Origin of the sequence: Marinifilum sp. JC120 (genome assembly GCA_004923195.1) — a bacterium.
GTDB lineage: Bacteria > Desulfobacterota > Desulfovibrionia > Desulfovibrionales > Desulfovibrionaceae > Maridesulfovibrio.
On sequence record RDSB01000006.1, the window covers coordinates 57,501 to 83,707 of the forward strand.

A 26,207-nucleotide genomic window follows, 5' to 3' on the forward strand; every position below is an offset into this window, starting at 1 on the left:
TATTTGTATTTGGAGATAACGGCGTGCTGCTTATCTTTTGAGAGAACTATAAGATATTCTTGATGATTGCCGTGTGGCTTTTGCCTTTATTTTACTCACTGAAATAATCCGAAATGTGTTGATGTATTATTTTTCTAACTGTAGTGCTTGATCGGTCAATCACTAACTGAAAGGAGAAATAATATGAAGCAACTGCTTGGTATTTCGGTTTTTTTGGATGTTTTGTTTTCTCTCATAACCATGAGTCGAAGGAATTAAATATCCGTAACTGTATTCTCTAATGTTACAGTTGTGTTACGGAACAGATTGATAATGGTTTATGATTTCAATGCGTCTTAATCTTTCTTAGTAAAACTATAGGGTCAGGTGGATATTTTTATGAGGAAATTGTCTTTAGTTTTTGCATGTATGGGGCTGCTGTTATTTCCTGCTCTTGGAATTGCTGCATTAGCAGTTGACGATGACAGGAAGATCAAAAATGGGTGGGAGAATGTCTCTCCAGATGTTGCTTCCAAGATCATGGAGCAAGTCAAAGCGGAAGTGTGTAGTTTTAAGCCTGCTGCTGAGGGAGTCATTTCTTCCTCAACATTGGACGGATCAATTAAGCTGAAAGCTGATGCCACGGCGACACATTTTAAAAGCGGTAATAATTGGTTTGCCCTGACTCTTGATTCTTACGGCCGCAATGAGGCAATGCTCAATGTTGCCGAACCTGAGATACGTTCTGAAGGTACGAAGCTAAATCTTGTACGCGAGAAACTTACAGAGTGGTACATAAACCATGGCGGCTACTTAGAGCACGGCCTTGTGTTGAATGAAAAACCAACAGGTAAGGGGAATCTTAATTTCTCATTTTCCACTTCCGGTAATCTTGTCCCTGAGCAAAATGGAAAAGACATTCTTTTTGTTGGTGATAACAACATGGACTATACAGGCATCAAGGCTTGGGATGCCACAGGCCGGGATCTTGTCTGCTCCATGTCTGTTCAGCAGGGTAACCTCGTCTGGTCGGTGGATGATAGTAAAGCAAAGTATCCTGTTACCGTTGATCCTGTTCTTTCTCTGGTAAAGAAGTTCACAGGGAAGGCGCAGGATTATTGTTATTTCGGTGGTACTCTTTCCCTTTCCGGCGACTTGGCTATTGTTGGGGCTAATAGTGAGGAGGATGCTGCTGGCAACCCTGTAGGAGCGGTCTATATTTTTTCGAAGAATGAGCCTAGCGAGAATGAGTGGGGTCTGATAAAGAAGCTCGCTGCGCCGAATGGAGGGGCTTTTGGCTCTAGTGTTTTTCTTTCCGGAGATCTGGCTGTTGTTGGGGCTTATTTTGAAGATTCTATGACCGGGGCAGTCTATATTTTTTCGAAGAATGAACCTAGCGAGAATGAGTGGGGTCTTGTGAAGAAGATCACTGGGCCGGGGGGAGCTGAGGGTCGGTTTGGCGGTAAAGTTTCCCTTTCCGGAAACCTACTTCTTGTGGGGGCTACTGCTGAGAATACCCATGCAGGAGCGGCCTATATTTTTTCGAAGGATGAGCCTAGCGAGAATGAGTGGGGTCTTGTGAAGAAACTCACTGGAAAGGTCCAGAATTATTGTTATTTCGGCAATGCTCTTTCTCTTTCCGGCGACCTTGCTATTGTGGGGGCATGTAGTGAGGAGGATGCTGATGGCAACTCTGTAGGAGCTGCCTATATTTTTTCGAAGGATGAGCCTAACGAGAATGAATGGGGCCTTGTGAAAAAGCTCCCTGGGCCGAATGGGTTTTCATTTGGTAAGAGCATTTCTCTTTCGGGCGATTTGGCCATTGTGGGGACCACTTCTAGGTCGGCTTATATTTATTCTAAGGACAATCCTCGCAAAGATGAGTGGGGTCTCGTGAAGAAGCTCACTCGGCCAGAGTTCACTGAGTGGCGTGATGATGCCTTTGGTTGTAATGTTTTTCTTTCCGGAGATCTGGCTATTGTCGGTGCTCCTAGAGAGGATGGCCGGAGAGGAGCGGTCTATATTTTTTCAAAGGATGAGAGTGATGTAAATCAGTGGGGTTTAGTGAATAAGCTAATTGGTCCGGAGGTGGGAGAATGGGAGTTTGGCAATAGCTTTTTTCTTTCCGGGGATCTACTTCTTGTAGGTGCTATGTATGAAAATAAGGTGGGAGCGGCTTATCTTTATTCCACTACGTCCCAAACTGGCGAAAAAATAGTGGTCCCTGTTGTAGATCAGCCTTCCGGTTCTGTTGTGACTGTAAATACTAATGATAAGCAGGTAAAAACCAAAGACGAGATTCAGAAGACCTATCAGGGTGTTACAATGGATTCCATGCTTGGAGCCAATGTTTATGAATTTACCGCCACTGTAACCGACAACAAGCTCGGCTACTTCGCCTTCAATAGTTCCAGCCTTGGCGAACGTAAGGCCGGGGATGTAATCCTTTACAAACTTTACACTGACAAGCCGAGCAAGACCTTTACCTACAGTTCGGACAAGATTCCCTCCGAAGAAGGGTATTTCTGGATTACTGATGAAACTAACAGCGGGCAATACATAGATCCCAAGATGGTTCTAGAGGGAGCCCGGACCTACACCGTTAACTATTCCATCCGGGATAACGGAGACTACGATCTTGATCCAGCTCCGGGGGCTATCAGCGATCCGGTTGTGCCCGGAACATCTTCCGGTGGTTCAGATTCAGGGTGTGTCATGAACCCGCAGGCCGACTTCTCCATGGAGCTGGCCGGATTGTTCGTGATCGCGTTGATTGGATTGTGCTTGCGTAGAAGATGCAGATAAGATTCTGAAGAAATAAATTATTAAAGTCCGCATATCGATCAAGATATGCGGACTTTGCTTTTATGTAGTCTTGCCGAACTATATGCGAAGCTTATTGAAAAAGTTTGGGATTCTTAAACCCTTTTCAAAGGGTTTAAGCCCGCCGGGAGGCTCCCCGGAGGGCCGCCGGAGGCATCTTTAAAACAACGGCTCAATTTCAAATTCCATGACTTCTTTGGTTTTCGGATGTTCAAAACATAAGTACCCGGCATGCAGCTTGAGTTGGCCCGGTGCTGTGCCTGATCCGTAAAGCCTGTCGCCTACTATGGGGCAGCCCAGACCCTGCGGATGCGCCGAATGTACTCTTAATTGATGGGTGCGTCCGGTATGCGGGGTGAATTCTACGCGGGTCATTCCGTTTTCAATTCCCAGCTTGCGCCAATGGGTGATGCCCAGCTTGCCATGGATTGGGTCGTAGACCTGATAGGGGCGGTTGTAGGGATCAAGGCGGAAAGCCATTTCAATGACCCCGCTATCTTCCTTTACTATGCCATCCAGCAGGGCGATATAGCGTTTTTTCACCAGTCTTTTCTGAAACTGCTCCACCAGTTCCCGCACCGCCCGTGCAGTGAGTCCCAACACCAGCAAGCCGGATGTATCCATATCCAGCCGGTGTACTGTGGGAAATTTGCGGCACTCGGGGAACATTTGCTGGACCCGGGTGACAACACAATCCTGATTCTCAGGTCCGCGTCCGGGTACGGAGAGCAGTCCACTGGGTTTGTTGACTACAACTATTTTTCTATCCGCATAGACAATATCGAGAAGTTCTGAGTTGCTCATGGCTCTTAATCTGTTTTTTAGAGTAAAAAATCAACTATCAATTTTTATGATAGCACCTATTTGTAAGGTTTAAGAATGATGATTGTTTTAAGTGATGTCCAAATTTTATGTTTCAGTACTGTAACGCTAAATTTGGGCGAATTTTAGATGTATTTTTCTGGTTTTCATAAAAAACACCAATAAATTACACATTTATTTGGGTTAGAGGTCAAAATAACTCTTAACTATACCATCTAGGTATGAAATTAAGGCTATTGAACCCGGATTCAGTGCTGTTTGAATACTAATTCGGGGTAGTACGAAAATAAAAATGTTATGCATATGTCAAAAAAATGGTTGTGAAAAAAATATCTATAAGCAATATGAGGGGTTAAGGGGTGTTTTGTACAAAATTTCACAATATCTTTATTTTTTTGATTGCATAATCAAACTGGCGGGTCTATTACTTGATCAACGGATCAACAACAGGTCCTCTTAGAAAAAATGACCGGACAAAAGTTCGGACGTTTTCAGGAAGGATAAAATATAATTTTCATAAATAAGGTTTCAAATCTTTAACTTCCACCTCAAGGGTGGGACGGGTAATAAGAGATGAAAAAAATGAGCGTACTTTTTCTTTTACTTCTGGTCATCGTGGCAGCGGCAGCAACTTCTGAAACTCTGGATTTCAAATCCAAGAACGTAACCACCGTTGCTGAAGCTCGTGTGTCTGGTGCTGACACCAAAGCTGTTGTAAAAGGACACATCGTCAGAAAGATCAATGACAATAAATATGTATTTCAGGACAAGACCGGTGAAATCATCATCGACCTCAGCCCGAAAGCGGGATCCCTCCCCGTTGACGCAAATGCTGAGATTGAGATTGAAGGCAGGGTCGAGCAGGACCTCGTCTTCGCCGGAATCGAAGCCCAGAAAATATCCGTTATCAACTAAACGGACCTCACAGGAATAATTATTCCGAACCAGAAAGGTCGCTAATTCGACTCCCTTGAATCTGAATTGTCAGCAGTTTTCAAAGCCGCGTCCGAGGACGCGGCCTTTCTGTTTTTAAGGCCCCGGAACCAAAATTAAACTTGGTTCCGGGGCCTTTGATATGCTTACGCAAGATTAGTTCTATTCGTTGAGAGCATGTAGATGTAGACGGCTGCATAATATTTGCCGCGTATCTACCCGGTAGAATGATTGCAGGGTACCAACTAGGCTGGAGAGGAACGGTTTTCCTAACTGAAATACGGGTTGCAGAATTCGTTAATGGTGCTGATAATTTTGTCTTTGGATATGGGCTTGGTCAGGAATGAGTCGCATCCGGCTTTAAGTATCTTTTCCTTGGCTTCGGTCAGAGCATGGGCGGTAAGCGCAATAATTACGCTCGGCTTCTTTTCTGCCCGAATCTCCCAATTCCGAATTCGCTTGGTACACTCATAACCGTCCATAATGGGCATTTCAATATCCATGAAAATTAGGTCAAAGCTCTGTGCGCTGGCCTCTCCGAATCCTTCTTCTCCGTTATGGGCTATTCTAAGGTTGTGGGGCAGGTCTTTGAAAAAAAGTTGGATCAGCAGGCAGTTGGCCTTATTGTCTTCGATCAGAAGGATATCCAGAGGACGCATTTTTCCTGAAGGTTGAGTTGGAATGGGGTGAAGCTCCGTTTTCTTGCTCAAGATATTCTTAGCTGCATTTTCAAGAGAATACATATCAAGAGGAGCCAGCAGAACACTGCCGTGGAACTCTTTAATATTGTCTTGCCCCACGGTGGAGATCATAATAATTTTTTTCTCGTCGATCTCCATATCCCTTAATTGATCCAAGGTCTGTTGACGTTTCCAGCCGTGGATTCCACCCCGGACAATAACTATATCGTATGGAGTGTTCGATTTCAGGCTGTTTTCAATGTAGCTGCGGCCTTCCTCCATGCTCTGGGCTTTGCTGATTCTTTTGGTCCTTGTACTTATCCGTATGGCAAGCGCCTGCCGCGAATAGTCCTGATCGTTGATGATCAGAATGGATTTGCCGCGCAGGGGGGAGCTTTCAATGGAAATTCGCGGGTCTTTTTCAAAAGGCATTTCCATATGGATAGTGGTGCCGAACCCTTTGCGGCTTTCGAGCCATATTTTCCCGCCCATGGCTTCACATAGGGATTTGCATATGGAAAGTCCCAGTCCGGTTCCGCCGTATTTGCGGGTGGTGGAAGAGTCTGCCTGAGTGAAGCGGTCGAAAATTGAGTCCAGTTTGTCATCTTCAATGCCGATTCCACTGTCTCTGACCGCTAAGTGAATCATCAAGGAGCGGGAACCGTCGGTCATATGGGTTTGGGGAAGAGAAGCTTCTACAACAACGTAGCCTCGTTCCGTAAACTTGATGGCATTGCCGATGAGATTGACGAAGATCTGCTGCAAGCGTGAAGGGTCGCCCATAAGTTGTTCGGGCACATCACGTTTGATGTTGTATGCCAACTCCAGACCTTTTCCATGTCCGGCATGACCTGTGACTTTGAAGGCTTTGCCGATGATCCGGTCAAGGTTGAAATTTTTTTTCTCAAAGGCTATTTCCCCAGCTTCGATTTTGCTCAAATCGAGAATCTCATTGATCAGGTGGAGCAGGGATTCTCCGGATTCCTGTAATATTTCCACAAATCTTTTCTGTCCGTCATCCAGCTGTGAATCAGTAAGAACTTCAGCCATGCCTAGAATTGCGTTCATAGGGGTGCGTATCTCATGGCTCATGGCAGCCAGAAACTGAGATTTGGCGCGGGTTCCTTTGGCAGCTTCTACGGCCATGGCTTCCGATTTGGCAATGGCTTTGACTAATTTGTGGTTTGCGCTTTCCAGTTCATGGGTTCGCTCCTGTACATTAACCTCAAGGTTTTTATAGAGGTTTTCCAGATTGCGGCTCATGTGGTTGAAATTTAAGGCAAGAATCCCGATTTCATCCATGCGGGAACCTACGTTCACAGTAACGAATTTGCGGCGGGCAATTTTTCTGGTGTTGTTAGCCAGAATGCGCAGCGGGGAGATCAGGATGCGCTGGAAAAATGCATCCAACGCGATAATGGTGCAGAGCATGCACGCGCTGAACAAGATGGTCAGGCTGATCGTGTTTTCGCGGATTTCACTTCTGACCTGATCCAGCTTCATACCAATTTCAACCCTTCCGATATTTTCATTTCCGTTGATGATCGGTCTGGAGACAATCAGTACATCGGTTCCGTAGGAAGGTTTGTTTTTAAAGGTATGGGATTTGGATACAATATTACCTGATTGCAGAATGGGGTTACCTTCGCGATTGAATATTTCGCAGAAGGCCACTTGTGGAGACTGTTCAATGGATAAGGCAAGATCTTCCACCAGAAAAAAGCTGAATCTGGGCAGGTACTCTGCGCAAGAGCGGGCAGCCAGTGAAGCAATGCGGTTGCCGTGTTCATAGAGGCTGTCTTCAAGCTGTCTTTTCTGGGAGTCTACAATATAGTAGCCCAGTATGAAAAAGAACAGCATCAAGATCAGGCCTGTGCCTATGGATATTTTAAATCTTAAGCTGTCTTTCATTCCAGTATATTAATCATGTTTCTTATTTTTTGCGTGTGATCAGGGGTGTTTTATTTGGAATTTTCCCTGAACTGAACTTTGATTTCACCGTTGATTATTTTATTTCTGATTTCATCTACTTTTTTTAGCACAGCAGCGGGGATTTTGTCGCGGGTGTATTTCATTTCACTCAAGGCAACTCCGTTTTGCTTTAAACCGTAACTGGTTGGACCTGCTTTGAATTTGCCTTGCATGACGGATTTTAGTTCGTTGTAGGCCGCCACATCCAGCTTCTTGATCATGCTGGTCAGCACAAATCCTTTGGCTAGTGAATCCTGATCCGAATCAACCCCGATGGCATATTTGCCGCTGCGTCGTGCTGCTTCGATCACTCCGTTTCCGGTTAGTCCGGCTACGGTGAATATTATGTCCGCCCCTTCTTTGTATTGGCCCATAGCCATGTTGTACCCTTTGGCCGGGGCATTGAAACCTGAAAAATCTCCTAGCGGGCTTACATAGTCTATTTCAAGCTTAATTTCCGGAACAGCATATTTTGCTCCGTCAACATAGCCCTGCTCGAACTGGCGAACCTGTGGAACCGGGGTGCCGCCTATGAATCCGATTATTCCGGTTTTGCTGGTCAGTGCCGCTAATGCACCGGCCAGAAAAGATCCTTCTCCCTGTGCAAAGAAGACCGAGGAAATGTTATTCATCCCGTCCAACGGAACTTCGCTGAGAATAAATTTTTTGTTTGGGAATTTAGGGGCGTTTCTTTTGACCATTTCCGCATGCTGAGCACCCACAAGGATGATAATATCTGACTGACGGATAAGTTTAGTAAAGGATTCTTCTGTTGATTCGCCGTCTTCTTCTGGTTCCAGGATGATTAGTTTGAAATTGAATTCCTGCTGGGCTTTGCGGATTCCGCCGTAGGACATGTCGTTATATGATAGATCGCCCAACCCAGAGGCTCCGGTAACAAATCCTACAACTGGTTGGTCCGCCCAAGCTGTACCAAATGCAAAAATTAAGAATAAAAATGCGGCAAAGATTCTTTTCATAACTACCCCGGATTAATGACATCTGTGCTGGTCGACAAGGTTTGTGCTTACAAGAAAGTTTGTATTGTCTCAAATATGGCCTATGCAGCGTAACTTACAATAAAAGTTTAATTTATAAAAGGTTATTTAGGCAAACTGTGAGTTAATTTTCTGCAAAAAAAATCCCGGTAAAGCGAATGCCTTACCGGGATTGAGGGAGTTCTCAGTAGGAAGTCAGTTTTTATATTTTAGAAATGCTTTGCGTGGGAAATTGGCCAGCAATTTAACATTGATTTTGCCGCCGCTTTGGGCCAGACCCACGCCTGCGAAAATTATTGCAGAGGCTATAAGCTGGGTAAAATTCAAGGTTTCGTCCAGCAGGAGCCATCCGAAGAAGGCGGCAATTGCCGGAACAAGATTGATAAAAGCTGAGGCCTTGCCTGCGGGAAGACGGCTCATGCCTACGTTGTATAGTCCGAAGGCTCCGAGGGTAACAAAGGCTCCAAGGTATCCGGCCACCATAAGAACATGCAGAGGGTCGGAACCAAGGCCGTCCCGGAGGAGCAGGTACAATCCGGGCAGGAAGAAAATACAACCGGCACTGTTTTGTACTGCGGTTAAGGTCCATGGGCCGTAGTGAGCTGAAAGACGTTTTACCAGCAGCATGTATCCGGCGGCACAGCCCATGGCGAGCAGTTCCAGCATATTGCCCAGAGCCGGGTTGGAGCCGTTGCCCGAAGGGCTGCCGCTTAAGCTCAGGACAGCCACTCCGAACATGGAGAGGCCTAGCCCTATCCATCCGGCGGGTGTTGTTTTTTCTTTGAAAAAGAATCCGGCTCCAGCTGAGACCATCAACGGCAGGGAGGCGGAAATGAGTCCGGCCTGCGTGGCAGTGGTGTAGGTCAGGGCATAGGATTCGGAAAGGAAATAGAGGCAGGGCATGAACAGGGCCATCAGGGCCAGTGCAAACTTATCCTTTCCGTTTTTGACAGGTCCGGCCAGCCGGGAGGTAAAAGGGGTAAGCACAAGGGTGGCTATACCTGTGCGCATCCACATAACTGCCCATGGGTTCATGCTGCCCACGAGATGTTTCATGGCTGCAAACGAACTGCCCCAGAGCAGCACTGCGCTCAGTATGGCGAGTACGGGGATTATATCTTTACGGGATTCAAAGCTGGTCATAATTTTCTCCTTGAGATTGTAAGTAACTGCTCAGATCTTAAGGGTCTTGGAGAATATTGCTTTTTGTCAAATTGGCGTAAATTTTTGGCAAAGTGGTGTTTTTTTCATATAAATGTTTATATTTATATGAAGAAGAGGAGGTTCCTGATGGCATTAGTAAAATGGAAAGATGAATACAGTCTCGGGAACGAGTTGGTCGACGAACAGCATAAGTCGCTTTTTGCCATGCTTAATGATTTAGCAGAGGCAGGACCGGGGGATAAAGAAAGTGCAGCTTATACCTGCCTGAGCCGGATGCTAAAATACGCGCAGGAGCATTTTCGTGATGAAGAAAAATTAATGCGCGATAATGGTTACCCCAGCCTCTCGGATCACATCAAAGAGCATGAGAGGTTTGTCAGCCAGGTCAGGGATTATACGGAAGCAGTCTATAATACCTATGTGCCCTTTCAAGATATGTTGGAATATCTGAATAATTGGCTGGTTGAGCATATTCTCGGCTGTGACCAGAAATATATGGATTACATCAACAGCAATTAAATACAGGTATATTGTGAAGGAGTAGCCCCGGTGTAGCGGCGGAAGGTGTTGCTGAAGTGGCTCTGATCTGAGAATCCGCTTTGCAGGGCGGTTTCGGCAAAGGGCATGCCGGAACGGAGCAGCTTTTTGGCGTGTTCAATGCGCAGTTGCAGGTGATAACTGTGCGGCGGAAGTCCGGTGGCTTTTCGAAATACCCGCAGCAGATGGTAGCGGGAAAGTCCGGTGGCCTGCGAAAGTTCATCAAGGGAGACCTTTTCTGAAAGGTTTTCGTTGAGATATTCGCGGGCTTTTTTTACTGCAATGGGTTCCTCTGTGTGCGGGACTCGGGATTGTGTTTCGCAGTGGCGGGTTAAAAGTGCTGCCGCCGCGCGGGCAAGGGCGGTATCTAGGGCCAGTCTGCTTTTTATAGTCGATGCGGCATAATTTAGTTCTGTCAGGGTTCCGGTGGTAAGTTTATCTTCGGTTACCACTGATCTGAATTCCGGAAATTTATCGGTTTCGTTCAAGTCCCGCAGGGCCTTTTCAAATAATGTATTGTCAAAGCTGAATACCCGGTAGGTGATGCGGGTCTCGGAATCCGTGATTACCCCGGAATGGACAAGGCCGGGGTTAAATAGGGCGATTTCGCCGCCGCGCACAAAAGAATTGCCCGATCCGGGCTGACGGCAATAGCAGCCGCCCGCCTCCATAACTCCAACGGAATGAAAACCGTGGGTATGGTTCGGGAAGGAATGGTTGGAATTAATGACTTCCTGAATTTCAAGGCCCTCGATTGCTTCGGGGCGCAGGTATCTGATTGTACCTTTATTCATAGGTCTCACTGTTTGAGTGCAAGAGTTGCATAAACATTTGTAGAAAACAAGCTAATACACATGCGGCTGACGGTCTTGTAAAATATTGCTCTTCGATACAACTTGATTATTTTTTTAAAACGGTTTCAGCTAAAAATATGCCATGGTTATCTTACGTGCAAAATTTGATTTTAAAAGGCTGGTAAATGGGAAAACATGTTTTTACTGAAAGAGTGATCGAGGTCATCAGGGCAATCCCTGAAGGAAAGGTCTGCTCTTATGGCAAAGTAGCAGCTCTGGCTGGGAATTCCCGGGCGGCGCGGCAGGTTGTGCGTATTCTGCACACCTGTTCGCAAAAGGAAGGATTGCCGTGGCATCGGGTGGTCAACCGTGAGGGGCTGATCTCCCTCAAACCCGGTCAGGGTTATGAAAGGCAGCGCGAGTTGCTGGAACGCGAGGGCATTGATTTCGGTCTTGATAAACGGATTGATTTTGAAATTTACCTTTGGATGCCAGATTACATAATTAATCTTCATGAATGAGAAACACGGGAGAAGCTTATGAGTAATATTTCCATTCCAACCCTGAAGATGAATGACGGGAGGAGTATTCCCGCACTGGGATTCGGTACATACAAGCTGAACGGTTCCGCCGGGGTGGAGACCATGGTCAATGCCATCAGGACCGGATACTCTCTGCTGGATTCCGCTTTTAAGTATGAGAATGAAGGAGCGGTGGGTGAGTCCATTCGCCGCAGCGGTGTGGATCGCGAGAAGTTGCTGGTAACCTCAAAGGTTCCCGGTTTGCGCCATCGCTACAACGAAGCCCTTTATTCCGTGGAAGAGTCACTCTATCGGGCTGGGCTTGATTATTACGATTTCTACCTTATCCACTGGCCCAATCCCAGTCAGGATCTTTATGTGGAGGCTTGGCAGGCTCTGATCGAAGCCCGGAAAAGAGGTTTGGTTCGCTCCATCGGGTGCAGCAATTTTCTGCCAGAGCACATGCAACGGTTAATTGATGAAACCGGGGTGGTTCCGGCAGTAAACCAGATTGAACTGCATCCCTATTTTACGCAGCAGGAACAGCGCGCTTGGCACGATGAACATGGGATTATCACCCAGTCGTGGAGTCCGTTGGGCCGGGACAATTCGGCCATGCAGGAACCGGGCATCAAAACCATTGCCGACAGTCACGGAAAAAGCGTGGCGCAGGTCATCTTACGTTGGCATGTGCAATTGGGGGCGGTCCCCATTCCCAAGGCTACATCCCCGGCGCGGCAGCTGGAGAATCTCAGTATTTTTGATTTTGAATTGACTGCCGAGGAGATGGCAGTCATCAGTGCGCTGGACAGGGCGGACGGCAGGCGCAAGGATCAGCATCCCGCTTATTACGAGGAATATTAGCTGAGCTGATACGCTGGAGATCCCCCCTGAACTCCCTGATCAGATTATATAAAAATCGCCCGGAACAATTCTGTCCCGGGCGGTTTGCTTGAGAGTTGTCTTTCTTTGTTTATTCCGCTTTCAGATCTTCCACAATTTTCTGCATTTCCGAGACTTGCTCGGCAAGAGACTCCAGTGCGAGGGAGAACTCACGGGCACTGTTAGTTGTTTCTGAAGTAATGCGGCTTATTTCCTCGATTGAACCGTTGATCTCTTCGGAAGTGGCTGATTGTTCTTCGGCGGCGGTGGCGATACTTTGAATCTGAACCGCGCTTTCTTCTGCCCCGGTTACGATTTCCTGTAACATAGTACCGGAGCTTTCCGAGAATTGGTTTGCTTCTTCAATGTGCTTGTAAACCGTTTCCATAGAGCGAATATTCTCTCCGGCTACGCGCTGGATTGCGCCGATGGAACCGGAAACTTCCCCGGTGGCGGTCATGGTCTTTTCCGCCAGCTTGCGTACTTCGTCCGCAACAACCGCGAATCCGCGTCCGGCTTCACCCGCACGGGCCGCTTCAATGGCAGCATTCAGGGCCAGCAGGTTGGTTTGGTCGGCAATATCGGTAATTACCCCGACAATGGCTTCGGTTCCTTTGGCCTGCTTGTCCAGTTCTTCCATATTACCTTTGAGATTGTTCACCTCGGATACGGTCTGGTCTAGTGCGTTTTTAGATTTGTCTACGACCGCGGCCCCATCTTTGGCTTTATCTTGAGACTCAGTGCTTTCTTCAGCAGCGTCTGCTGCGTTGCGGGCGATTTCCAGCACGGTGGCATTCATTTCTTCCATGGCAGTAGCAGTGGAAGTGATACGGTCGCTCTGGATTTCAGCACCACCCAGCAATTCATTGGACTGCACGGACATCTGTTCGGAAGCGGATACAACCTTTTCAAGGACCATCTCTACCCGGTCCGCAGCGTGGTGCAACCCTTCGCTTCTGGCCATATCTGCTTTTGAACGGGCTTTTTCCGCTTCAGCTGTTGCTTCGCGGGCTTTGGCTGATTCTTCCTCGGCCTTGTGAGTCTCGCCTTCCGCCTTAAGTATGGTTTTCTTTAGTTCACCGACCATGGCCCGCAGGGACTCAGCCATGCGTCCGATTTCATCTTTCTGGTTGATGTCGAGGCTAGCATCAAGATTGCCTTCAGCAACTTTGCCGGTGTAGGCTGCGGTTTTGATGATTGGTTTACTGATCAGTCCTGCGAGCATGAAAAGGACTGTCAGCAAAATGATGATGGATATCCCGCTGATGATCAGGCTGTTCTGGGCAATGGTATCGGCCTGTGCTTCCACTTTGTCCATGGGAATAACCAGTGCGATTGACCATGGGTAGGATGTTTTACCGACCTTGATAGGCGCGTAGGTGATGTATTGCATTTCTCCGGTTTCTGACTCAGCGACGTAAGAGTATGCCCTGCCATTTTCAATGGCATTTAATATTTCGCGCCTGTTCTTGCCTTCGATTACATTGCTGAGATTCTTGGTCTGTAGTTCAGACTCCGGGTGGGCTACAATGTTGCCTTTGTTGGTTACAAGGTATGCGTATCCAGTATCAAAGGGCCTGATTTCAAGGATGGTTTCCTGAAGGTCGTTCAAATAAAAGTCTACACCGACGACCCCTATGTTGCGTCCATTTTTTTTGACCGGAATCCCGGTGGAGGAGACCCAGTAGGTCTTGCCTTGCACCGTCCACGGATAAGGTTCAGTGATTGTTTCCACATTGCCGGACATGGGGTTTTTGAACCAGCCCACATTGGAGACGTCCTTATTGCCTACAAAAAGATCTGCAATACGGCCTCCGTCGCGATGGTACCAGTTGCGGTATGCACCTTTATATTTGTCCATATATTCTTGTTCCCGGTCATCATAAACATCCGGGGGAAAGGCACACCATGAACCTGCGAGACCGGGGTGGCGTTCAAGGACTCCTACCAGTACAGAATCGAGATATTCGCGGTCCGGGATAACGTTGTAGTTGGCACCTTCTTCAAACATGATGCCCAGTGTTCTGGTAACGGTTAGAGCTCTGCCCATGGTTTCAGAAATTTCATTGCCGTATCCTCTGGCTACATGGTCGGCATCTTTGCTGGCTTGTTTGACGGCCATTTCTTTGGCCTGCTTGGTCATTACCCACGTACTGGTGCCTAGGATCATGGCCACAAGACAGAAGGTTGGTATAATAATTTTAGTTTTGAGGCTCCAGTTTTTGAAATTCATAAATATCTCCTTTTTTTGCGACATGAACGGCGCGCCTAGGACAACTTTGTCGTATTTTGTTTAGTTATTGTAGCAAGTTAGTAGATTTTTGCAGGGGTTGTTTCGGCAATATTTAAGGAAAAGTAAAGGGGGGAGTCTGGAAAATTGTAAAAAATATTTAATTTTGGAAATCAGAGAAGAGCTAAAAAGAAGGGCCGCATCGGATGATGCGGCCCTTTAGTCTGTTTAAGTAATCTTATTTTATTCGTCCTTAAGATCTTCCACAATGTTTTGCATTTCCGAGACCTGTTCGGCAAGGGACTCAAGAGCTAGTGCGAATTCACGTGCTCCGTTGGCTGTTTCAGCGGTGATACGGCTGATTTCTTCAACAGAGTTGTTGATCTCTTCGGATGTGGCGGATTGCTCTTCGGCAGCGGTGGCGATGCTTTGAATCTGGATCGCGCTTTCTTCGGCTCCACCTACGATTTCTTTCAAAACCCCGCCTGAGCTTTCTGAGAAATCATTGGCTTCTTCGATGTGCCTGTAAACTGTTTCCATAGAGCGGATATTCTCGCCCGCTACTCGCTGGATAGCACCGATTGAATTGGATACCTCGCCGGTAGCGGTCATGGTTTTTTCCGCCAACTTGCGTACTTCGTCCGCAACAACCGCGAATCCGCGTCCGGCTTCACCCGCACGGGCCGCTTCAATGGCAGCATTCAGGGCCAGCAGGTTGGTCTGGTCGGCAATATCGGTAATTACGCCGATTATGGCCTCTGTTCCCTTGGCTTGTTTGTCCAGTTCTTCCATATTTCCTTTGAGGTTGTTTACCTCGGAAACAGTCTGCCCTAATGCGGTTTTGGATTTATCTACAACCGAAGCACCGTCCTTTGCTTTGTCTTGTGCTTCCGTGCTTGCTTCGGCAGCATCACTGGCGTTGCGGGCTATTTCCAGTACGGTGGCGTTCATTTCTTCCATGGCTGTTGCGGTGGAAGCTATGCGGTCACTCTGGATTTCCGAGCCTTGCAGCATTTCATTGGATTGTACTGACATCTGTTCGGATGCGGAAACTACCCGTTCAAGAACCTGCTCGACTCGGTCTGCAGCGAGGTGCAGTCCTTCACTTCTGGCCATGTCTGCTTTGGCGCGGGCCTTTTCTGCCTCGGCTGTTGCCTCGCGGGCCTTTGCGGACTCTTCTTCCGCCTTGCGGGTTTCATCTTCGGCTTTAAGGATGGTCTTTTTGAGCTCTCCGACCATGTCCCGCAAAGAATCGGCCATGCGCCCGATTTCATCTTGCTGGTTGATATCCAGAGGGGCATCCAAATCGCCTTCGGCAACTTGGGTAGTGTAGTCGGCAGTTTTAAGAATTGGTTTGCTGATTACTCCGGCCAGAATGAAGAGAATTCCCAACAGGATGAGAATTGCAACCACGCTGACGATGAGGCTGTTCTGGGCAATGGCGTTAGCCTGTGCTTCAACCTTATCCATGGGGATGACCAGCGCAATAGACCACGGGAAGGAGGTTTTACCTACTTTGATGGGGGCATAGGTTATGTATTCCATGTTGCCGGCGGCAGATTCTGCTACGTAAGAATATGTCCTGCCGTTAGTAATGGCGTTTTTAACGTTGTTTTTATGTTTGCTGTCTACCCGTTCAAGAATGTTCTTGGTTTGCAGTTCGGAATCGGGATGAGCAACAATGGTTCCCTTGTTGGTTACAAGGTATGCGTATCCGGTTTCGAAAGGTTTGATTTGAAGGACTGTCTCCAGCAGATCATTAAGGTAGAAATCGACTCCGACGATACCTATGTTTCTACCTTTCTTTTTTACAGGATAGCCGGTGGAGCAAAGCCAGAATGTTTTGCCGTCCACTTCCCAGGGGTAGGGTTCAGAGAGGGTTTCTACATTGCCGGACATAGGTTTCTCAAACCATGCCTGACCTGAAAGGTTTTCATCCCCTGCAAATGATGAGGCAATGGAACCGCCATCCCGGTAATACCAGTTGCGGTAAGCACCTTTATATTTGTCCATATATTCTTGTTCCCGGTCATCGTAACTGCTTTTGCCGGGAAAGGTGCACCATGCCCCGGACAGTCCGGGGTGTTTTTTGAGGGTATGGATGAGTACTGAGTCCAGATACTCGCGGTCAGGGATAACTTTGTAGTTGGCCCCTTCTTCAAACATGGCGGCCAGCGTTCTGGTAACGGTCAGGGCTTTTCCGAGAGTTTCGGAAATTTCATTACCGTAACCTTTGGCTTCAGTATCTGCAGCTTTACTTGCCTGCTCAACAGCAAGGTTTCTGGCCTGATCGGTCATGATCCACGTACTGCTGGCAAGAATTAAAGCCACAACGCAGAAAGTGGGGATGATAATTTTATTTTTCAGGCTCCAGTCTCTGAAATTCATATGGAAGTCCTCCCGTGCTGATGATGACAGAATAATAATCGAAAACGACATAGAATTGTTATAAGCTGAAGTGCGGCAACTTATGCGAATTATCTATTGGATTATATAACAATAAATTTGATGGATATGTAAAGGAAAAGCAACATATTGGACTGAATATGCGTTCAGGGGGACAAAAAAGGCTGCATCAAATGATACAGCCTTTGTAGAAAAGTCGGGGGATATGAAACAGTATACTTAAGACCGTTGATCAGCCTTTTTTTACAATTGATGTCTTGAGCATCATTGCGCCGAATCCGGGGATTTTGCAGGAAATGTCGTGAACGCCGTCTTCGGGTTCAACCAGTCTGATGTTTTTGACCTTGGTTCCCTTTTTGATGGATGAAGACGCGCCTTTTACTTTCAAGTTCTGAGTGACGATGACAGTGTCGCCGTCAACAAGGATATTGCCGTTTGCGTCTTTGTAGACTTTTTCCGCAACATCTTCAGGCTGAAATTCATGACTGCATTCCGGACAGATAAGGGAAGTGCCGTCGGAGTATACGTATTCAGAATTACATTGCGGGCAATTAGGTAAATTTTCCATTATGTTTTATCTCGTTTTTTATTCCCTATAAGCAGGGTGTTTTATTGGGTGCTGGCATGCAGCCAGCGTTATGATTAATCGTTTCAGGGGATGAGTAGCCATTATCTGTTTATTTTTCAAGTTGCGGAAAACAGAAAAAGCCACCAATCTTACGATTGATGGCTTTTCCGAGAAAAGTGGCGGAGCCGACCGGACTCGAACCGGCGGCCTCCGGCGTGACAGGCCGGCGTTATAACCAGCTTAACTACGGCTCCGCTATATATTAAACGTGTTAAGCAACGTTTAAATATCTGAGGTGGTAGGCGGAACAGGGCTCGAACCTGTGACCCTCGGCTTGTAAGGCCGATGCTCTCCCAACTGAGCTATCCGCCCTCAGTGAGAGAACAGTACTAAAGAGACTCGCCTCAGTTGTCAACAGATTTTTTAAAAAAGTTGTAAAAAATTACTCCTTCACCCATTCAATTGCTTCTTCTTTCTGTTCTGGGTTGTAGTGGCGGACTTTAATGGAGGGGAAGAGCTTGTCCCCAATTTTGATCAGCGGTTCATGCCACTTGCTTTCCGAGACTACTGCCTTTTTTGAGAACCGTTTCAGATTGGGCAGGGCGAACTTGAGGTCTTCCACTAAGGCGTTGAAGGAAATACCGCCCATTTCCACTACTTCCACATAGACGGCGATCCGCTCTTCGCTTTCCATCTTTATTTCGCAGACGGAGATCATCCTTTGCATGTCTTCTTCGTGGATTTTGCCATTAATTTTAAGTCCCAGAACTTTGGGTGCAATCTCTATGATTTCAATCATGAATCACTCCGTGATGTATTCCTGGTTTTCAGGAAGTAAGATGGAGAAAGTAGTGCCTGTTTCCGGTGTGGATTCAAACCAGACTTTCCCCTTGAGATACTTTTCAATCAGCAGTTTCATGCTGTATGTCCCCAGTCCTCTTCCTTCTCCTTTGGTGGAAAAGGAGCGTTTGAAAATTTGTCTCTGACTTTTATCCGGGATGAAAAGAGTATTATGACCCCAGAATCGGACGTTTCCTTCTTTTCTTTGGCAGCCTATGGTTATAGTTTCACCCGGCTCGGAAGCTTCAAGGGCATTTTTAACCATATTTCCCAGAGATCTGACCAGAATTGTTGAGTCTGTATTAAAGTAAAAGTCGTCAAAATCTTCAGATATGGATATCTGGCGGTCAACGCATAGCGGATGACTGCTGTACATACCCCATACTTTCCGCAACGTCCCCTTGCTTGAGGTGGGCTTTAGTGAAATTTTTAGGTTTCCTTCTTCGGCTCTGTTAACATCCCTTTGTGCTTGAATTTCTTCCGTCATCTGGGAGATGGTGTTGTCCATTTTAAGGCATTGTTGGTGGATGTATTGTGATGTGGAGCTTCGGCAAAGCATTTGCGAGGCGTAGCGCAGTCCGGTCGCGAGATTCAGGATGTCATGAAAAAATAAATGCTCAAGATTTTTCTTCCGTTTTTCGTGGCTGATATCCAACACTGTGAAGATGATAAGGTCGTTGTCTTCGTATTTAAAAGGAGAGGTATAGACCTGAAGATCAAGTGCCTCATTGTGGTCTAGAGTATGCCTTAAAAAACGGCATTCCTCGGTGTGCGCAGTCCCTTCAAGGGATTTTATTATAGAGACAGCAGCCCCACAGTCCCGGCAGAATCTGCTTGTTCCGCAACCGCCTTCGTGGGTATGGGCGTGAATACAGCCCAAGGCTTCACCCGGGCGCAGGCCAATTATCTCGTGTGAATTGTTCTTTTTTGCGATGGATTGAAATACGGAATTGCAAAATACAGTTTGGCGGCATGAATTGATCATCAGCAGCGGGATCGGCAGTGCATGGAAGGCTGCTACCATAGGGTTTTCTTGTATCTTTTCTGACAGTTCACGGATCTCCGGCAATGGAGCTCTTTCGGCTGGGGCAAAGTCTGTAGACATGGTCATGCGTAACCTCTAGCTGTCATGGGATTTGGTTTTATATAAGAAATATCCTATTTTTGAGGTTATGCAAACCATTGCCATTTAATTTGTTGACTACTGGATGTTCAGAGTATGGGCGATGCGGTTGTAAGGAGTTGCATTTTATTTCAATGAGCATAAAAATTTGAGAAATGTTTGTATTAAATTTTCAGCGGAGAATATTAAATGAGTGCTAAGGCTGATAGGTTCAGCAAAAAAATGTGCGATATCCTGAATTACGGTGCCCTTAATCTGGCCATGGGAATCGGTTATGAGTCAGGGCTTTTCGAGGCTTTGTCACGTATGGGTAGTCCTGCCTGCTGTGCGGATATTGCCACTGAAGCCGGGGTCAGTGAGCGTTATTTGCGTGAGTGGCTGGGAGTCATGGTTTGCGGGGAAATTGTTGAGGTCCGAACTGATGAGCAAGGGCAGGAGCTTTTTGAATTACCCGGGGAGTATGCTTCTTTTCTTTGTCTTGCCGGGGGGAATTCCAACTTAGGTGTTTACGCGCAGGAGATTCCCTTACTTACTGATTGTGCAAGGGAAGGCGTGCTTGAGGGGATGCAGAGCGGGGCGGGGATACCTTACGAGCGTTACCCCAAATTTTATTCATTCATGGAGCAGCTGGCCGATGCCAAGCATCGCGATGTGTTGGTGCAGACCTTTTTGCCGTCAGTCATGAACGGTGAGATGGTCTGCCGTTTGAAAAATGGAATTTCAGTATGCGACATAGGTTGTGCCGAAGGTGTGGCTCTTGAGGTCATGGCGCAGGCTTTCCCGAAGTCGCAATTCACCGGAACGGATATTTCTGAGGAATCCCTGAATAATGCCCGCAAGAGGGTGGCAGAATTAGGATTGAACAATATTTCTTTCCAGCTTCAGGATGCTGCCGGGGATGAGGTTGAGCCGCAGCAGTATGATTACATAACCGCCTTTGATTCTATCCATGATCAGACTCGTCCTTTTGAGGCTCTGCGAAACATACACAAGATGCTAAGGGGCGGAGGAGTCTTTTCAATGATCGATATCAAGGCCGGTTCATCTGTTGCTGGAAACATGGATCATCCTATGGGAGCGTTTCTATATACGGTAAGCCTGATGCATTGCATGCCTGTGGGGTTGATGAACGGAGGGGCCGGACTGGGCATGATGTGGGGCCGTGAAAAGGCGGTTTCCATGTGCCGTGATGCCGGATTCAGTAGGGTCGAAGTGAACGATATCCCGGAAGATGGTTTTAATAGCCACTACCTCTGCTTCAAATAGCAATAAATAGGTCATTTGAGCCTGCTTTGATTCATTGACACTGGATTTGATGTCATATACTCCCTATCTTGAAGTTGAAAGTCATTATTAATTAACTTTCACTTACTACTTTATCAAGATGGGCATCAGGTCGAGAGCTCCTGCTTTGCAGAGCAGGGCCAGCCCGGGAGAATTTAAATGAATCAAATGATCAGTACGCGCATGTTTTTTCATGAGGAAGACGTGCGTGTGGTGCATTGTATTCCCGGACGTATACGTCTGCGTAGCGGGCTGTTCAGGGAACGGGATTTGAACCCGGATTATATTGAGGCCCACGTGGCTTCTTCGCCGGGTATAATAAGGGTGCGGCTCAATGCCGGGGCCGGATGTCTGATTGTACGCCATGCAGGGGTGGATGGTATTTATGATCAGATTATCCATGTGCTGAACACTCTTCCTGCTGAGGCCTTTGTTGCGGACAATAGTCGGGTCGAGCCTATTTCTCGCAGTGCCGTGGGCAGACATCTGCTGGTCGCCCTTGTCACTCCGGTGTTCCCGCCACTGATAAAGATGCATGTGGCTATGATTGTGGGGCTTCCGGTCATCTGGGACGGGATCAAAAATTTATTTTCACACGGTATCAGTGCCAAATCTCTTGATGCGTTCAGTATGGGGCTGTGTTTTGCCCTGAAAAATTATACCGCCATATCGGTAATCGGTTTCATGCGCATTTTCGGGGATTACCTAAAACAGCAAAATGACCGCCGCTCCAATGAATTGCTCATAAGTTTGTTGCGTAACAGAAAGAAAGAGGTCTGGGTTGAGCGGTCCGGCGTTGAGGTGGAAGTTCCCTTTGACGCTGTGTGTATTGGAGATATTGCGGTCTTCGGTCCCGGAGAACTCGTTGCGGTTGACGGGAAAGTTGTCGGCGGTTCTGCGGTGGTCAACAAAAGCATGGTCACCGGGGAATCTATTCCGCTCTGTCTGGAAGAGGGAAGTTCTGCTGTTTCCGGTTCAGTTGTTGAGAGTGGGCGTATCCGGGTCCGGGCGGAGAAGGTTGGTTCGGAAACTTCTATGTCACGGGTGAATCATTTCCTTGAGCGAACCATTCAAGATAAATCCCTGCCTGAGCTTAAGGGAGATCAACTGGCCGACAAACTGGTCCCGGTGACTCTTGGGTTAAGTGGTGCAACTTACGCCCTGACCGGGGATCTTTCGCGTACCGCTTCCATGGCATCCATAGATTACGTTTGTTCGGTGAAATTCCCGGCTTGTTTTTCCGTAAAGAGCAGCATTTATGCTGCCGGACGTGCAGGCATGCTGTTGGCCGGAGGGCGGCCTCTTGATGCTCTCGCAAAAGTCGACACCGTTGTTTTCGATAAAACCGGGACCCTGACCAGAAACCGGATGCAGGTTACCGATATTCTTTCGTTTGGTGATTGGAGCGGTGATGAAGTACTTGGCCTTGCTGCTCGCATTGAACAGCACTACGAACATCCGCTGGCTAAGGCGGTTGTGGAAGAGGCCTGCCGCGGCAACCTTGAACTGACTCCGGTCAGTGATGTTGAGTTCGTTGTTTCCCGCGGAGTGATTGCCATGGCCGATGGGCGGGAGTCGCTGGTGGGAAGCAGGAGCTTTGTTCTTGAGAATGAACTGGATTGTTCCATGGCTGAGCAAAGTGCTGATTCCCTGCGGGCAGAGGGAAAAATTGTCTTGTACGTGGCTCAGGGTGGGAAAGTTCGAGGGCTTATTGGTATGCGGGATTGTCTGAGACCTGAAGCCGGGCAGGTGGTCGCTGAGCTTAAAACTATGGGTATAAAGAAGGTGGTGGTTCTCACAGGTGATCACCGCAAGACAGCCCGTAAGTTCAATACTCGCCTTGAAGGAATTGATGAATTGCATTGGGAACTTACCCCGGAAGACAAGGCCCGCATTGTGCAGGATTTGAAAAAGCAAGGCCGGTCCGTGGCTGTGGTCGGGGATGGAGTAAATGACGCCCCGGCTCTTGTTGAAGCTGATCTGGGAATTTGCATGGCCCATGGCGGAGAGTTGGCTCGTCTGAGCGCACAGGGCGTGATTCTGAATAATGATTTGCGTTCGCTATGCGTGGCGCGACGCATTGCTCTGCGGCAGCACAAAATTATTGATCATTGCTACCGTCAGGGCGCGGTTGTAAATACCTGTCTGCTGGCCCTTGCCTCAGCAGGGGTGCTTGCGCCGCTGGCAGCAACAGTGTTGCATAATTTGAATACTTTCGGCTTGATGGGCTATTCGGTTATCAGCGCGGGAAGGTTTGAGGGTGGCGAGATGTAATTTTCGTTCATACAAATAAGGAAAGGGTGCCGGACTTAAGTCGGCACCCTTTTTTTTATTGGTTGATCTGCTTGATCAGTTCCACTGCTTCAAGCGGGGGGCGGGATTCAACCCGTTTATATTCGCGTCCGTCAGCAGTGCGCGAAACCAGATTTTCATCCACCAGCCAACGCCGGAGCATGGCATGATCGCAAAATGAGTGTGCCAGAATCAACTGTTCGTCAATTTCAAGCTCCGTCATAGGTTGACGTGCTGGCAACCGGGACCAGAGAACCCATAGGCAGAGAACGCGCTGATTGTATTTCTTGGGCCAGCGGCTCAGTTGCCCGTTCAGGTCAAAGTAGCGGGTTGCCTTCTGCACCCGTTTCAGGTCGATTGTGACAGGTTCTTCTTTTCGGGGTGTTTCCTGCTCGGCTTTGAGGTGCTGGAAGTTTTTGTAACCTCCGGCTTTTGCCAGCAGATTAAGCATCTCCACATGGCTGGGTATGCGCTCTGCATTTTCCAGCTGGCTGCGCAGTTTGCGCGACAATGCGGACACATCATTGATGATGAGGGGAAGTTGAGTTCGAGACATGTCTTATCCTTACTTTCGTGCCTATCGCATGAAAAAGGGATTGTCAGTGGCCGTTCTTCCGACTCGGCACGGGATAAGTGTCGAATGGAATAAATGAGTGGCAGGTTTAGCTCCCCTAGCGGGGCAACGGCGCCTTGGTGAACTGCCGACCGGATGTAAAAGTACAGTAGAGAGGCGGCAGAGGCAATATAAATATGTGTGGTCTTTAAGAGGCTGGACATAGTTTTTTGGGTAATGCATTTTAATGTTTCGGTGTATGGAGATTAAATTTTTACAGGTAGTAAATGATGATCAAGACCGACAATGTTCAGCTTGTTAATGAGTATCTTTCCAGAGTTAATCGTGTAGTTGATTTTGTGGAATCCGATATAAGCGCGGAATTTTCTTTGGAAGGACTGGCGGAGGTCGCCGGATTTTCAAAATACCATTTCAATCGAATTTTTCATGCCCTCACCGGGGAAAGTCTCTTTGCTTTTATTCAGCGGGTCAGAGTAGAGAAGGCTGCGGCATTGTTGCTGAATAATCAATCCACACCAATCATTAATATTGCTTTGGATTGCGGCTTTTCCAGCTCGGCGGCCTTTTCAAGGTGTTTCAAAAAACATTTAGGAATGTCCGCTTCCAGATGGCGGCAATCTGATGACTGCCGTACGGACGTCAGCCCTGCGCGTTTTAGCAGTTCTGATATTATGCAGATTGAACCGGAGTCCGTAGATGTAAGAGGCATTCCAGGGCGAACGCTTGCCTATGTTCGGCATACCGGAATTTATAAGGGAGACGAGGAATTGTTTGCTCACCTGTTCGAGAAATTATTTCAATGGGCTGTGCCGCGTGATCTGGCAGTGCCCCATGAAACGGATAGTTTTGTCCTTTATCATGACAGTATAGATATAACTGCTGGCGACTTGCTCAGGATCAGCGGCTGCATAGAAGTCCCGCAGGAAACGGTTGTCAGCGGGGAAATAGGTAAGTTGGCATTTAAGGGAGGGCGTCACGTTTGCGCCCGTTTTCGGCTTGATTCCACTGAGTATGCCGAGGCATGGCGTTGGGTCTTTTCTCGTTTTTTTCCTTCAAGCGGCTTTCAGCCTGCCGATGGATTGAGCTTTGAGTTTTATCCGGCGCAGAGTCAGGATGGAGAAAAGACTCTTGTGGAGATATGTGTCCCGGTGAAACCTCTGTAGAGCAATTTGGGTTAACTCCTTAGCAACAGGTGAAAAGAGTTATCTGCTTCTTCCGGTTAGAACCGTAGAAATTGGTTCAACCACAACAGAAGGAGATTATTATGAAAACTTTTTCCATGTCACCCATAGGCCAAGTGCAGGTTAAAGAGGGCGAAGCCAGTATTCACGTTTTTGAAGAGTTCCGTTCGGGCTTGGAAAAAATGGATCGATTCAGCCATTTCATTGCCCTATGGTGGGCCTCTGAGCAGGATTCCCCTGACCGGCGTGCTGTTTTGCAGACCCCGCTGCCTTATGCGGATAACCTTAGTGCCGGTGTTTTTGCCTGCCGTTCAGAGTTTCGCCCCAACCCGATTGGTGTAACGGTTTGCCAATGTCTTGATCTGGATATTGAAAAAGGCATCATCCGGGTTCCGTACATTGATGCTTTTGACGGCACTCCGCTTTTGGATCTGAAGCCATACTTTCCCGTATGCGAAAGGGTCAAAGAGACTCGTGTACCCGAGTGGGTGGAGGGATGGCCTGAGTGGTACGAGGATGCTTACAAGCTTGCAGAGATGTTTTCAGATAGTGAGTAGGGTGAGCGACTCACATAGCCGCTGGAATATCGTGATAAGCATTTAAACTGTTATCAAAAAATGATTCTCAAAAAGGAGAAGCCATCAATCCTATGATTGATGGCTTCTCCGCGAAAAATGACGGATCCGACGAGACTCGAACTCACAGAATGCCATGTGTTTTACCTTTCTTGGGATTCAATCTTTTGTATGCTTCTCAGTTCTCTTGCGTAATTTTCTATATCTGGAAATAAAATTGAACGACGAATACCAAGTATGTTTAATTCTGTTTTGATTTTGTCAATGTGCTCTGCTGGAATAATTATTTTTTTTAAAAAAGGACTTTGTTCATATTCATCCAAGGGAGTGCTCATGTCATGAAGAGTGAAACATGACATTTGATTGAGCATCCTAAAGTCATTCTGGCTGGCAATTACTGCAACTGGTCTAAATGAAGAGGTTCTATTCTCTGGGAGTTTGAAGGCATTATGGCATCTTTCTTTTAGTTCCGGACTTAGCGTACTTAAGTTCGGCAGTGTTCCAAATTCGTGTAAGGAAGAATTTAACAATCCGGGATTCAGCATGCTAATGGATGCGCCTTCTTCTCCTTTGTTGCCAGCTGTTGCGAAGTAAGCAGCGACTAAAGGGGATTCAGACCAATCAAGGAGTCGCGTTGGTAAGCCATAATGCTGCATCAATACCAGCCAATCTCCATATTCTGTTTTTGCTGGACAATTATCTTTAAATATTTGTGCCTTCAGCATGAATCGTTGAATCATTTGTGATTCAAGAAGCGGGGTGTAGTTTCGATATATATAAGGTTGCAAGGACCATGATGCTTTACGTTGTCCTCGAAACCAGAGCATATCATAGCCAGATAGTTTGATGTATTCAATTAGATCAGAAATGCATGTGATTGTTTTGTTTTGATGGGCCATATTTAAATCCTATTTTAACGCAACATACAACCGTTCCTGAAACCCGACAAGAATATTTCTGATCCAGATGTTATTTTGATTTTTGTCCGGGGAATTATTCCGGGACAAAAACAGAAAAAGCCACCAATCTT

Annotated in this window: 21 protein-coding genes and 2 tRNA genes; 9 read left to right on the top strand and 14 right to left on the bottom strand. The window is 47.2% G+C overall.

Features of this window, described 5'->3' with window-relative positions; translation table 11 throughout:
* Positions 1 to 378: 378 nt before the first annotated feature.
* On the top strand, positions 379 to 2,784 hold the full coding sequence (locus tag D0S45_07650) for a hypothetical protein (protein ID TIH17033.1): 2,406 nt from the start codon (positions 379 to 381) through the stop codon (positions 2,782 to 2,784).
* A 177-nt stretch (positions 2,785 to 2,961) separates the two neighbouring features.
* Here the strand turns inward: D0S45_07650 and D0S45_07655 are convergent, their stop codons facing one another.
* Positions 2,962 to 3,606 (bottom strand): RluA family pseudouridine synthase, encoded by a 645-nt coding sequence (locus tag D0S45_07655; GenBank protein TIH17034.1) that lies wholly within the window; start codon positions 3,604 to 3,606, stop codon positions 2,962 to 2,964.
* 600 nt (positions 3,607 to 4,206) lie between these two features.
* On the opposite strand from D0S45_07655, the gene D0S45_07660 reads away from it, so the two are divergent.
* Positions 4,207 to 4,539 carry a NirD/YgiW/YdeI family stress tolerance protein gene (locus tag D0S45_07660; GenBank protein TIH17180.1) on the top strand — a complete coding sequence of 111 codons (333 nt, stop codon included), beginning with the start codon at positions 4,207 to 4,209 and terminating at the stop codon, positions 4,537 to 4,539.
* 287 nt (positions 4,540 to 4,826) lie between these two features.
* On the opposite strand, the gene D0S45_07665 is transcribed toward D0S45_07660, so the two are convergent.
* From D0S45_07665 to D0S45_07675, 3 genes are all read right to left on the bottom strand, one after another.
* Positions 4,827 to 7,148 carry a response regulator gene (locus D0S45_07665; GenBank protein TIH17035.1) on the bottom strand — a complete coding sequence of 774 codons (2,322 nt, stop codon included), beginning with the start codon at positions 7,146 to 7,148 and terminating at the stop codon, positions 4,827 to 4,829.
* A 50-nt stretch (positions 7,149 to 7,198) separates the two neighbouring features.
* Positions 7,199 to 8,188, bottom strand: a complete 990-nt coding sequence (locus D0S45_07670) for a BMP family ABC transporter substrate-binding protein (protein TIH17036.1) — start codon at positions 8,186 to 8,188, stop codon at positions 7,199 to 7,201.
* A 213-nt stretch (positions 8,189 to 8,401) separates the two neighbouring features.
* Positions 8,402 to 9,349, bottom strand: a complete 948-nt coding sequence (locus D0S45_07675) for a DMT family transporter (GenBank protein ID TIH17037.1) — start codon at positions 9,347 to 9,349, stop codon at positions 8,402 to 8,404.
* Here D0S45_07675 and D0S45_07680 point away from each other — a divergent pair.
* On the top strand, positions 9,254 to 9,889 hold the full coding sequence (locus D0S45_07680) for a hypothetical protein (protein TIH17181.1): 636 nt from the start codon (positions 9,254 to 9,256) through the stop codon (positions 9,887 to 9,889). The genes D0S45_07675 and D0S45_07680 overlap by 96 nt on opposite strands.
* On the opposite strand, the gene D0S45_07685 is transcribed toward D0S45_07680, so the two are convergent.
* The gene (locus tag D0S45_07685; GenBank protein ID TIH17038.1) at positions 9,886 to 10,701 is read right to left on the bottom strand and encodes an AraC family transcriptional regulator; all 816 of its coding nucleotides are present in this window, start codon (positions 10,699 to 10,701) and stop codon (positions 9,886 to 9,888) included. The two genes, D0S45_07680 and D0S45_07685, sit on opposite strands and share 4 nt — an antisense overlap.
* A 185-nt stretch (positions 10,702 to 10,886) precedes the next feature.
* On the opposite strand from D0S45_07685, the gene D0S45_07690 reads away from it, so the two are divergent.
* Positions 10,887 to 11,222 (top strand): MGMT family protein, encoded by a 336-nt coding sequence (locus D0S45_07690; GenBank protein ID TIH17039.1) that lies wholly within the window; start codon positions 10,887 to 10,889, stop codon positions 11,220 to 11,222.
* Positions 11,223 to 11,240: 18 nt separating this feature from the next.
* Complete coding sequence (locus D0S45_07695; GenBank protein ID TIH17040.1) at positions 11,241 to 12,086, top strand: aldo/keto reductase; 846 nt, start codon at positions 11,241 to 11,243, stop codon at positions 12,084 to 12,086.
* A gap of 109 nt (positions 12,087 to 12,195) precedes the next feature.
* On the opposite strand, the gene D0S45_07700 is transcribed toward D0S45_07695, so the two are convergent.
* The 7 genes from D0S45_07700 to D0S45_07730 all read right to left on the bottom strand — a co-directional run bounded on the left by D0S45_07700 (position 12,196) and on the right by D0S45_07730 (position 19,259).
* On the bottom strand, positions 12,196 to 14,337 hold the full coding sequence (locus D0S45_07700) for a HAMP domain-containing protein (GenBank protein ID TIH17041.1): 2,142 nt from the start codon (positions 14,335 to 14,337) through the stop codon (positions 12,196 to 12,198).
* 240 nt (positions 14,338 to 14,577) lie between these two features.
* Entirely contained in the window at positions 14,578 to 16,722 is a 2,145-nt protein-coding gene (locus D0S45_07705) for a methyl-accepting chemotaxis protein (GenBank protein TIH17042.1), read from the bottom strand.
* A gap of 250 nt (positions 16,723 to 16,972) precedes the next feature.
* Positions 16,973 to 17,308, bottom strand: coding sequence for an alkylphosphonate utilization protein (locus D0S45_07710; protein TIH17043.1), 336 nt, complete (start codon positions 17,306 to 17,308; stop codon positions 16,973 to 16,975).
* A gap of 177 nt (positions 17,309 to 17,485) precedes the next feature.
* Positions 17,486 to 17,562: transfer RNA gene (locus D0S45_07715), tRNA-Asp, on the bottom strand.
* Positions 17,563 to 17,604: 42 nt separating this feature from the next.
* Positions 17,605 to 17,680 (bottom strand) — tRNA-Val (locus D0S45_07720).
* A 70-nt stretch (positions 17,681 to 17,750) separates the two neighbouring features.
* Positions 17,751 to 18,107 carry an STAS/SEC14 domain-containing protein gene (locus D0S45_07725; GenBank protein TIH17044.1) on the bottom strand — a complete coding sequence of 119 codons (357 nt, stop codon included), beginning with the start codon at positions 18,105 to 18,107 and terminating at the stop codon, positions 17,751 to 17,753.
* A gap of 3 nt (positions 18,108 to 18,110) precedes the next feature.
* Positions 18,111 to 19,259, bottom strand: a complete 1,149-nt coding sequence (locus tag D0S45_07730) for a sensor histidine kinase (GenBank protein TIH17045.1) — start codon at positions 19,257 to 19,259, stop codon at positions 18,111 to 18,113.
* A 201-nt stretch (positions 19,260 to 19,460) separates the two neighbouring features.
* Here D0S45_07730 and D0S45_07735 point away from each other — a divergent pair, with 201 nt between their 5' ends.
* Together D0S45_07735 and D0S45_07740 are read left to right on the top strand one after the other, a co-directional pair.
* Positions 19,461 to 20,537 carry a class I SAM-dependent methyltransferase gene (locus tag D0S45_07735; protein ID TIH17046.1) on the top strand — a complete coding sequence of 359 codons (1,077 nt, stop codon included), beginning with the start codon at positions 19,461 to 19,463 and terminating at the stop codon, positions 20,535 to 20,537.
* 177 nt (positions 20,538 to 20,714) lie between these two features.
* Entirely contained in the window at positions 20,715 to 22,829 is a 2,115-nt protein-coding gene (locus D0S45_07740) for a heavy metal translocating P-type ATPase (GenBank protein TIH17047.1), read from the top strand.
* Between the two features lie 55 nt (positions 22,830 to 22,884).
* Here D0S45_07740 and D0S45_07745 read toward each other — a convergent pair whose 3' ends face one another.
* Positions 22,885 to 23,403 carry a DUF2087 domain-containing protein gene (locus tag D0S45_07745; protein ID TIH17048.1) on the bottom strand — a complete coding sequence of 173 codons (519 nt, stop codon included), beginning with the start codon at positions 23,401 to 23,403 and terminating at the stop codon, positions 22,885 to 22,887.
* A 284-nt stretch (positions 23,404 to 23,687) separates the two neighbouring features.
* On the opposite strand from D0S45_07745, the gene D0S45_07750 reads away from it, so the two are divergent.
* Both D0S45_07750 and D0S45_07755 read left to right on the top strand, forming a co-directional pair.
* Positions 23,688 to 24,584, top strand: a complete 897-nt coding sequence (locus tag D0S45_07750) for an AraC family transcriptional regulator (GenBank protein TIH17049.1) — start codon at positions 23,688 to 23,690, stop codon at positions 24,582 to 24,584.
* A gap of 101 nt (positions 24,585 to 24,685) precedes the next feature.
* Positions 24,686 to 25,159: a hypothetical protein gene (locus D0S45_07755; protein ID TIH17050.1), complete on the top strand. Its 474-nt coding sequence runs from the start codon at positions 24,686 to 24,688 to the stop codon at positions 25,157 to 25,159.
* Positions 25,160 to 25,320: 161 nt separating this feature from the next.
* On the opposite strand, the gene D0S45_07760 is transcribed toward D0S45_07755, so the two are convergent.
* Positions 25,321 to 26,076 (bottom strand): FRG domain-containing protein, encoded by a 756-nt coding sequence (locus tag D0S45_07760; protein TIH17051.1) that lies wholly within the window; start codon positions 26,074 to 26,076, stop codon positions 25,321 to 25,323.
* Positions 26,077 to 26,207 lie beyond the last annotated feature (131 nt).